The sequence below is a fragment of the Arthrobacter sp. GMC3 genome (assembly GCF_002929305.1).
Lineage (GTDB): Bacteria > Actinomycetota > Actinomycetes > Actinomycetales > Micrococcaceae > Specibacter.
Genome location: NZ_PJIO01000146.1, coordinates 1 through 538, shown reverse-complemented (window position 1 = coordinate 538; position 538 = coordinate 1). Strand labels below are relative to the sequence as shown.

General features: G+C 61.3%; 1 protein-coding gene. It reads right to left on the bottom strand.

Features of this window, described 5'->3' with window-relative positions; genetic code table 11:
• Positions 1-99: 99 nt before the first annotated feature.
• Positions 100-538 (bottom strand): zinc-binding dehydrogenase (locus CXQ94_RS24055; protein WP_146070429.1); only part of this gene is annotated, 439 nt, incomplete at its 5' end.

Sequence of the window (538 nt, the reverse complement as noted above, 5' to 3'; positions counted from 1 at the left end):
TCAAGGGTCATGAACAGGCCTCGCGAAGGTGGAAACCGCGCGGGCTTCCACCGGTCGAGGTGGACAAGCCGTCTGGCGACGGCGTTATCCACCCTGGGATCAGAAGTGAATGACGGTCCGGATGCTCTTGCCTTCATGCATCAGGTCGAAGGCCTTGTTGATGTCGTCGAGGCCCATGGTGTGGGTGACGAACGGGGCGAGATCGATCTCGCCTTTCATTGCGTCTTCCACCATGCCGGGAAGCTGAGTGCGGCCCTTGACCCCACCGAAAGCCGAACCCTTCCAGGTGCGACCGGTGACCAACTGGAACGGGCGGGTCGAAATTTCCTTGCCAGCACCAGCCACGCCGATGACGATCGACTGGCCCCAGCCGCGGTGGGCAGCTTCCAGAGCCGAACGCATCACGTCGACGTTGCCGATGCACTCGAAGGTGTGATCGACACCCCAGCCGGTCATCTCGATCAGAACCTCGTGAATCGGCTTGTCGAAGTCCTTCGGGTTGAGACATTCGGTCGCGCCGAAGGTACGAGCCAGTTCG